Genomic DNA, 7,246 nt, shown 5'->3' on the forward strand with positions numbered 1-7,246 from the left:
CTTCGGCGCCTTCTGCCGGCGCCAGGTCGTCGCCCCGCATCCGCTCATCCGGCCCTCGCTGCTGCGCAACCGCGGGTTCACGTCCGGACTGCTGCTCGGCGTCGTGTTCTTCGCCGCCGTCGCCGGGCTGCTGTACGTCGTGTCGCTGTTCCTGCAGTCGGGGCTCGGCAGGTCACCCGCCGGGGCCGCCATCGCGCTGATGCCGTTGTCCGTGGGGATCGTCGTCGCGTCGATCGCCTGTTATCGGCTCATCGGGCGGTTCGGGCGGCGGCTGGTGCTCGGCGGGCTCGTGCTCACCCTCGCCGGGACCGTCGCGCTGCTCGTGCTCGTCGCCCGCTTCGGCACGGACGTGCCCGGCTGGGCGTTCGGGCTCGCGCTGTTCGTCGTCGGTACGGGGATGGGCGCCTGCTTCGGGTCCACGTACGACGTCACCATCGGCGACATCGCGCCCGCCGAGGCGGGCAGCGCGGCCGGTGCGCTGGGTGCGGTGCAGCAGTTGTCCAACGGCATCGGCGCCGCCCTCGTCACCACCGTGTACTTCCAGGTCGCCGACGGGCGCGGCGCGGCCCACGCCACCGTCGTGAGCCTCGCCGTCGTCGCCTGTGTCGCACTGGTCTGCTGCGGTGTCGTACCGCTGCTGCCGCGCAACGCCCCCGAGGACCACGGACATTAGAGGGGGCCGGGGGTCAGGGGATCAGGACCAGGCGGCCCCTGACTCCGCCCTCCGCCAGCCGCGCGTGCGCCTTCACCGCGTCGGCGAGGGCGTACGTCTCCGCGACCCGCGTGGTCAGCACACCCTCGTCGGCGAGCCGGACCAGTTCGGCGAGGCGGGCGCCGTCCGGTGCGACCTCCACCGCCGCGGTGCGCACCCCGCGCTCCGGGGCCGGTGCGGCGCCGGGGATGACGCCCGCGTAGGCGCCGCCGTCCCGGACCCAGGCCAGGGCCTCGGCGCCGAGCACGGCCGTGTCGAGGACGGCGTCGGCCGGGGCGGGCGCCGTGCCGCGCGGGACGACGTGGGTGGCGCCGAGGCCGCGGAGCAGTTCCTCGTCGGCCGTGCTCGCGTACGCGGTGACCTCGATGCCCCGGTGGGCGGCGAGCTGCACCGCGTAGCCGCCGACGGCGCCCGCCGCGCCGGTGACCAGCAGCGTCTGGCCCGCCCGTACGTCGAGCAGGTCGAGCGCCTGGGCGGCCGTGAGGGCGTTGAGGGGGAGGGTGGCGGCGTGCGTGGCGTCCAGGGTGGCGGGGGCCTTGGCGGCGGCGGACGCGTCGACGACGACGTGCTCGGCGTGGGTGCCGAGGGGGTTCGCGACGCCGTAGTGCAGGGCGACCACCGCGTCGCCGGGCTGCCAGCCCGCGGCGACCCCGGCGGCCTCGACGGTCCCGGCCACGTCCCAGCCGAGCCCGCGCCGGGTGCCGGCGCCGCCGAAGGCTCCGGAGCGGACGCCCGCGTCGACGGGGTTGAGGGTGGCGGCTTCGACCTTGATGCGGATCTGGCCGGCGCCCGGTTCGGGGCGTTCGACGTCCGCGATCTCGACCGCTTCAGGACCACCGAACGTCGTGACGACTGCTGCGCGCATGAGAGCAACTCCCTTGATGGATAAGGCAATTGAGAGGTTCCGTGTGGCTTTCCCGGCCACGTCTGCAACCGTACGGAGTGCTACTCTCTTTCGGTAAGTACGTACCTGGAAGTGCGTACGTCACCGCGAAGTGCGCAGGGGGTTCACGGAGCCATGGCGACGATGACGGCGGCGCAGCGCCGCGAGCAGGAGCGGTTCGCGTACGACGCGTTCCTGCGCGAGTGCCCGACGAACCAGCTGCTGGCGCGGCTGAGCGACAAGTGGGTGAGCCTGGTCGTGTCGGCGCTCGACGGCAGCGACGGGCCGATGCGCTACTCGGACCTGGGCCGGAAGATCGCGGGCGTCAGCCAGAAGATGCTGACGCAGACGCTGCGGGCCCTGGAGCGGGACGGGATCGTGGCGCGCACGGTGACCCCGTCGGTGCCGGTCCGGGTCGACTACGAACTGACCGCGCTCGGCCGGAGCCTGAGCGGTCTGCTGGTCGCCGTGAAGGACTGGGCGGAGGCGCACATGGACGAGGTGTCCGTGGCGCGCGAGTCGTACGACGCGGCCGGGGTCAGCTGAGGTCGCCGGAGCGCAGCCGGGTCACCTGGTCCGCGCTGAACGCGACGGTGCGCTTCATGTGCCCGATGATCAGGGCGAGTTCGCTGTCGTCGAGGTCGTCGAAGAGGACCGACCAGTTGGTGCCGAGCCGGTCCCACATGCGGCCGAACTCGGCGACCTTCTCGGGCACGGTCACGACGAGGACGCGCCTGCGGTCGGCCGTGTCCCGCTCGCGCACGACGTAGCCCGCCTTCTCCAGACGGTCGACGAGGCGGGTCGCCGAGCCGGTGGTCAGGCCGGTGAGCTCGGCGATGCGGCCCGTGGTGACGGGGGCCTTCTCCAGGGTGAGGAGATTGAGGCACTGCAGGTCGGTGGGGTGCAGGCCGATGTGGTCGGCGACGGCCTGGTTGAACAGGGCGTAGGACGCCATGTAGCGCCGGGACTCGGTGTTCAGCTCGGCGAGCAGGGCCGTCCGGCGGGCAGGGGTGGGCTTGGGCACGGGCCCCAACGTAGCGGGCTCAGAAGTAGTACGTGTCGCCGGTGTCCAGGACCAGGACCTGGTGCCGGTCGTTCTCCGGGTTGTGGTCGGCGGGGCCGCCGCCCCACGCGGTGGCGAGCCGGAGCGTGACCTCGGTGGTGGCGGCGGCGAGCCGGATGCCCAGGGTGAGCGGGTCGCCGACGGACGCGGCCGGCAGGGCGCCGGTGCGGCAGGTGACGGTGCGCGGTCCGGTGCGCAGGCAGGCGTCGGGCAGCGTCTGGGCGTCGGCGAGCGGCGCCGACGCGGTGAGCCGGACGGTGGCGTCGGGGACGTCGGTGGGGCCGTGGTTCTGCGGGGTGTAGGTGACGGTGACACGGGCGCCGGACATCGTGACGCTGCCGTGGTAGGCGAGGTCGGCCTCGGCGGCGGATCTATCCCACGCCGGGCGGGACCCGACACGTGCGTGACACCCTGTGGCGCATGATCGTCGCTCGTTCCGTGCTCCTCTTCGTGCTCGCCGCCCTGTTCGAGATCGGCGGCGCCTGGCTGGTGTGGCAGGGGGTGCGGGAGCACCGCGGCTGGGTGTGGATCGGGGCGGGGGTGATCGCGCTCGGCCTGTACGGGTTCGTGGCGACGCTGCAGCCGGACGCCGAGTTCGGCCGGATCCTCGCGGCGTACGGCGGGGTGTTCGTGGCGGGCTCGATCGCCTGGGGCGTGGTCGCGGACGGCTACCGGCCGACGCGCTGGGACGTCGTGGGCGCCTTGATCTGCCTGGCCGGCATGGCGGTGATCATGTACGCGCCCCGGGGCGACTGAGGCGGCGTCCTATCCTGGGGACAGTCGTCCACTCGTACGAGGAGCAGCCCATGGCCCCCGCAGCCGCATCCCGCATCGCCGTCGTCACGGGTGCCAGCAGCGGCATCGGCGCCGCGACCGCGCGACAGCTGGCCGCGGCCGGGTACCGGGTGGTGCTGACGGCCCGTCGCAAGGACCGGATCGAGGCGCTCGCCGAGGAGATCAACGCGGCGGGGCACCAGGCCGCCGCGTACGCCCTGGACGTCACGGACCGCGCCGCGGTCGACGAGTTCGCCACCGCCTTCAAGACCATCGGGGTGCTGGTGAACAACGCGGGCGGCGCGCTCGGCGCGGACCCCGTGGCCTCCGGCGACCCGGAGCAGTGGCGGCAGATGTACGAGACGAACGTCATCGGCACGCTGAACGTGACGCAGGCGCTGCTCCCCGCGCTGACCGCCTCCGGCGACGGCACGGTCGTCGTGCTGTCCTCGACGGCCGGGTTCGCCACGTACGAGGGCGGCGGCGGGTACGTGGCCGCCAAGCACGCCGAGCACGTCCTCGCGGAGACGCTGCGCCTGGAGATCGTCGGCACGCCGGTACGGGTCATCGAGGTGGCGCCCGGCATGGTGAAGACGGACGAGTTCGCGCTGACCCGGTTCGGCGGGGACGAGGAGAAGGCCGCGAAGGTGTACGCGGGCGTGGCCGAGCCGCTCACGGCGGACGACGTCGCGGACACGATCAGCTGGGCGGTGACCCGCCCGCCGCACGTGAACATCGACCTGCTGGTGGTCCGCCCGCGCGCCCAGGCGTCGAACACGAAGGTCCACCGTGAGCAGTGACGACGCTCCGGATCCACTGGACGTCCTGCAGCAGGAGTACGACGCACGCCGGCTCGCCCAGGAGAAGAAGGGCGAGCGGTACATGTGGTGGTACCTGGGCTACTTCCTCTTCGGCATCCACATCGTGGCGTTCGTGATGATCTACGCGATCAAGCACGCCGGGTAGGGCCATGGGGCGGGGTCGTAGAGTTCCGGTATGAAGATGGTCGACCTTGAGCCCGGGGACGCGCGCCTCGCGTCCGAAGTGCTTCCGGTGCTGCGCGAGCTCCGCCCGCGGCTGACCGAGGAGCTGTTCGCCCAGGTGTATGCCGAGGGGTACGGGCAGGGGCTGCGGTTCAGCGCCGCGTACGCCGACGACGGGGCGTGCGTCGGCGTCGCCGGGTGGCGTGTGGTCGTCAACACCAGCGCGCTGCGCAAGCTGTACGTCGACGACCTGGTGACGTCCTCGGCGGCGCGGTCGGGCGGGGTGGGCCGGGCGCTGCTCGCGCACGTGGAGGAGCGGGCCGTGCGGCTGGGCTGCACGCAGCTGGATCTGGACTCCGGGACGCAGCGCACGGATGCGCACCGGTTCTATCTGCGGGAGCGCATGGCGATCACGTCGTTCCACTTCCGGAAGGTGCTGGATCAGCCGGACTCTCCGGCGTAGGACGTCGGCGGGACGCCGACCGTCGCGGTGAAGTCCCGGACGAGATGGGCCTGGTCCGCGTAGCCGAGGTCGGCGGCGAGGGCCGCCCAGTCGACGTCGTCCCGGGTGGCGGCCGCCTCCAGGGCCTCGTGGATGCGGTAGCGCAGGATGCACCACTTGGGGCTGACGCCCACGTACCCGGAGAACAGGCGCTGCAGGGAGCGCGTCGTCAGGTGCTCGGTGTGCGCCAGGTCGGCGACGCGGCGCACCTCGCGGTCGGCGCGGATCCGGGCGACGAGGCGGCGGGCCAGCCCGGCCTGCGGGTCGGGGGCGGCGGGCAGCAGCGGCAGCAGGTAGGCGTCGAGCGCGGCGATCCGGCCCCGGTCGTCGGCGGGGGAGACGACGGCGGTGACGTCGGTCGCCGGGAAGACGTCCTCGTACGGCAGGATCCGGCCGGTCCAGTCGGCGACCGGGACGTCCGGCACGAACGGGCGGAACGCGCCCGGCCAGAACTTCGCCCCGCACACCCGCCCGCGGCCGCCGATCTTGCGCGTGTACAGACCGGGCGCGTAGACCCCGGTGAACTCGCCGTAGGGCTCGCTCTCCGCGCTGTCGGCGCCGTACTCGGACTCCCACTGGAACGTGAGGTTCACGGACGGGTGCGGGACGATGTGCGAGGCGTACGGCGCGGGCAGGTCCCAGTCGATGAACCAGTAGTTCTCGACGTACGGGCGCAGGGCCTCGGCGGGTGCGTGCCGGCGCAGCCGCACGCGGGTGAGCAGCGCGGACGGGTCGACGATCCCGCGGGTGTCGCGGCGGGGGGCGGACAGGTCCGGGTCCATGAGCGGATCGTACGGCCGGGCACTGACAGCGTCGCGTTTGTTCAAGAGCGGCGGGGGCCGGCGGCCGTAGCGTCGGGACATGGAGACTCAGGCGAACGGACAGGCGCAGGTGTACGGCGTCGGAGAGCTGATGGCCGTGGCGGCGGAACACGCCGTGCCGGTCGTCGCCGGGATCGGCGACCAGGCTCTGACCGGGCCGACCCCGTGCGCGGACTACGACGTGAAGTCCCTGGTCAACCATCTCTTCCAGGTGATCGTGGAGTTCCAGAAACTGGCGGTGAAGGAGGACTCCGACTTCAGCTCGACGCCGGACCGGGTGGGCGAGGGCGCGGACTGGCGCGAGCGGTTCGCGCGGGAGGCGGACGCGCTGGTCGCCGCGTGGTCGGCGCCGGGGGCCGAGGAGGGGGAGAGCGGCGCGATGAAGATGCCCGCCCGGCTGGTCGGCTCGATGGCGCTGCTCGATCTGACGGTGCACGCGTGGGACCTGGCGCGGGCCACGGGCCAGGTGTACGAGGCGCCGCCGCGGGTCGTGGCGCCGCTGGCCGCCGCGGTGGCGGAGCTGGCGCCGACGGCCCGGTCGATGGGGGTGTTCGGGGAGCCGGTGCCGGTCGCCGCGGACGCGCCCGGGTTCGAGCGGCTGCTCGCGGCGACCGGGCGGGACCCGTACCGGGTCAGCGGTCGGTGAGGGCGCTCAGGAAGAGGCAGTCCATGTGCGGATACGCGCGGCCCTGCCAGGTGGCCTCCTAGGCGATTCCGCCGTTGCTCTTCAGCAGCTGGCCGTTGATCCACCGGCCCTGCGGGGAGCAGAGGAAGTCGACGAGGTCGGCGGTGTCCCGGGGCGTGCCGAGGCGGCCCGCGGGGGTGGCCTTCGTGAGGTCGTCGCGGAGGTCGGCGGGCATCCAGCCGGTGTCGATCGGGCCGGGGTTGATGACGTTGGCGGTCACCCCGAGGTGGGCGAGTTCGTGGGCGGCGGCCTGGGTGATGCGGTCCAGGGCGCCCTTGCTGGCGCCGTAGGGCAGGTTGCCGACGGTGTGGTCGCTGGTGAGGGCGATGACGCGGCCGGTGCCGGGCGCGGCGGTGCAGCGGCGGCCGTACTCGCGGATCAGCAGCCAGGTGGCGCGGGCGTTGACCGCGAAGTGCCGGTCGAAGCTCTCGACCGTGGTGTCGAGCAGGCCCGAGTCGACGGATTCGGCGTGGCACATCACCAGCGCCGTGACCGGGCGGCCGAGGCGGGCCTCGGCCTCGTCGAAGACACGGGCGGGTGCCCCGGGGTCGGTGAGGTCGGCCTCGACGGCGGCGGTGGCCGCGCCGTGGGCGGTGAGGGAGTCGGTGATCGCCTCGGTGGCGCCCTTCTCGACGCCCCAGGTCATGCGGTCGTCGTAGGGCGTCCAGTAGGTGAAGGCGATGTCCCAGCCGGAGGCGGCGAGGCGGCGGGCGATACCGGCGCCGATGCCGATGGTGCGGCCCACGCCGGTGACCAGGGCGACGGGGCGGGCGGTGGCTGCGGGTTCCGGTGTCGTCGTCATCGGGGTGATCGTCGCGGGCCC

At 73.4% G+C, this 7,246-nt stretch carries 12 protein-coding genes; 7 read left to right on the top strand and 5 right to left on the bottom strand.

The features are described from left to right. Positions 1 to 673, top strand: a 673-nt coding sequence (locus M4J07_RS45705) for an MFS transporter (protein ID WP_255982908.1), incomplete at its 5' end; no start/stop codon positions are given. Between the two features lie 13 nt (positions 674 to 686). Here M4J07_RS45705 and M4J07_RS45710 read toward each other — a convergent pair. Next, the gene (locus tag M4J07_RS45710; RefSeq protein WP_255982910.1) at positions 687 to 1,577 is read right to left on the bottom strand and encodes an NADP-dependent oxidoreductase; all 891 of its coding nucleotides are present in this window, start codon (positions 1,575 to 1,577) and stop codon (positions 687 to 689) included. A gap of 153 nt (positions 1,578 to 1,730) precedes the next feature. On the opposite strand from M4J07_RS45710, the gene M4J07_RS45715 reads away from it, so the two are divergent. After that, positions 1,731 to 2,141 (top strand): winged helix-turn-helix transcriptional regulator, encoded by a 411-nt coding sequence (locus M4J07_RS45715; protein ID WP_255982912.1) that lies wholly within the window; start codon positions 1,731 to 1,733, stop codon positions 2,139 to 2,141. Here the strand turns inward: M4J07_RS45715 and M4J07_RS45720 are convergent. Both M4J07_RS45720 and M4J07_RS45725 read right to left on the bottom strand, forming a co-directional pair. After that, on the bottom strand, positions 2,134 to 2,550 hold the full coding sequence (locus tag M4J07_RS45720) for a MarR family winged helix-turn-helix transcriptional regulator (protein ID WP_255982928.1): 417 nt from the start codon (positions 2,548 to 2,550) through the stop codon (positions 2,134 to 2,136). The genes M4J07_RS45715 and M4J07_RS45720 overlap by 8 nt on opposite strands. Positions 2,551 to 2,638: 88 nt before the next feature. Next, positions 2,639 to 2,986 (bottom strand): hypothetical protein, encoded by a 348-nt coding sequence (locus M4J07_RS45725; RefSeq protein WP_255982914.1) that lies wholly within the window; start codon positions 2,984 to 2,986, stop codon positions 2,639 to 2,641. A gap of 92 nt (positions 2,987 to 3,078) precedes the next feature. Here M4J07_RS45725 and M4J07_RS45730 point away from each other — a divergent pair, with 92 nt between their 5' ends. The 4 genes from M4J07_RS45730 to M4J07_RS45745 are packed head-to-tail and all read left to right on the top strand — an operon-like array spanning position 3,079 to position 4,878. Continuing rightward, a complete protein-coding gene (locus tag M4J07_RS45730) occupies positions 3,079 to 3,414 on the top strand; it encodes a YnfA family protein (RefSeq protein ID WP_255982916.1) in 336 nt (111 codons plus the stop codon). A 50-nt stretch (positions 3,415 to 3,464) separates the two neighbouring features. Next, on the top strand, positions 3,465 to 4,232 hold the full coding sequence (locus tag M4J07_RS45735; protein ID WP_255982918.1) for an SDR family NAD(P)-dependent oxidoreductase: 768 nt from the start codon (positions 3,465 to 3,467) through the stop codon (positions 4,230 to 4,232). Next, positions 4,222 to 4,398, top strand: coding sequence for a hypothetical protein (locus M4J07_RS45740; protein ID WP_255982920.1), 177 nt, complete (start codon positions 4,222 to 4,224; stop codon positions 4,396 to 4,398). The genes M4J07_RS45735 and M4J07_RS45740 overlap by 11 nt, the downstream gene beginning before the upstream one ends. A gap of 30 nt (positions 4,399 to 4,428) precedes the next feature. Beyond that, entirely contained in the window at positions 4,429 to 4,878 is a 450-nt protein-coding gene (locus M4J07_RS45745; RefSeq protein ID WP_255982922.1) for a GNAT family N-acetyltransferase, read from the top strand. Here the strand turns inward: M4J07_RS45745 and M4J07_RS45750 are convergent. Beyond that, positions 4,857 to 5,699 carry a helix-turn-helix domain-containing protein gene (locus M4J07_RS45750; RefSeq protein WP_255982924.1) on the bottom strand — a complete coding sequence of 281 codons (843 nt, stop codon included), beginning with the start codon at positions 5,697 to 5,699 and terminating at the stop codon, positions 4,857 to 4,859. The genes M4J07_RS45745 and M4J07_RS45750 overlap by 22 nt on opposite strands. Positions 5,700 to 5,778: 79 nt before the next feature. Between M4J07_RS45750 and M4J07_RS45755 the strand changes: the two genes are divergently transcribed. After that, complete coding sequence (locus M4J07_RS45755) at positions 5,779 to 6,384, top strand: TIGR03086 family metal-binding protein (RefSeq protein ID WP_255982926.1); 606 nt, start codon at positions 5,779 to 5,781, stop codon at positions 6,382 to 6,384. A gap of 58 nt (positions 6,385 to 6,442) precedes the next feature. Here the strand turns inward: M4J07_RS45755 and M4J07_RS45760 are convergent, their stop codons facing one another. Continuing rightward, the gene (locus tag M4J07_RS45760) at positions 6,443 to 7,225 is read right to left on the bottom strand and encodes an SDR family oxidoreductase (protein WP_255982930.1); all 783 of its coding nucleotides are present in this window, start codon (positions 7,223 to 7,225) and stop codon (positions 6,443 to 6,445) included. Positions 7,226 to 7,246 lie beyond the last annotated feature (21 nt).

This window comes from Streptomyces longispororuber (assembly GCF_024448165.1).
Classification (GTDB): Bacteria; Actinomycetota; Actinomycetes; order Streptomycetales; family Streptomycetaceae; genus Streptomyces; species Streptomyces longispororuber_A.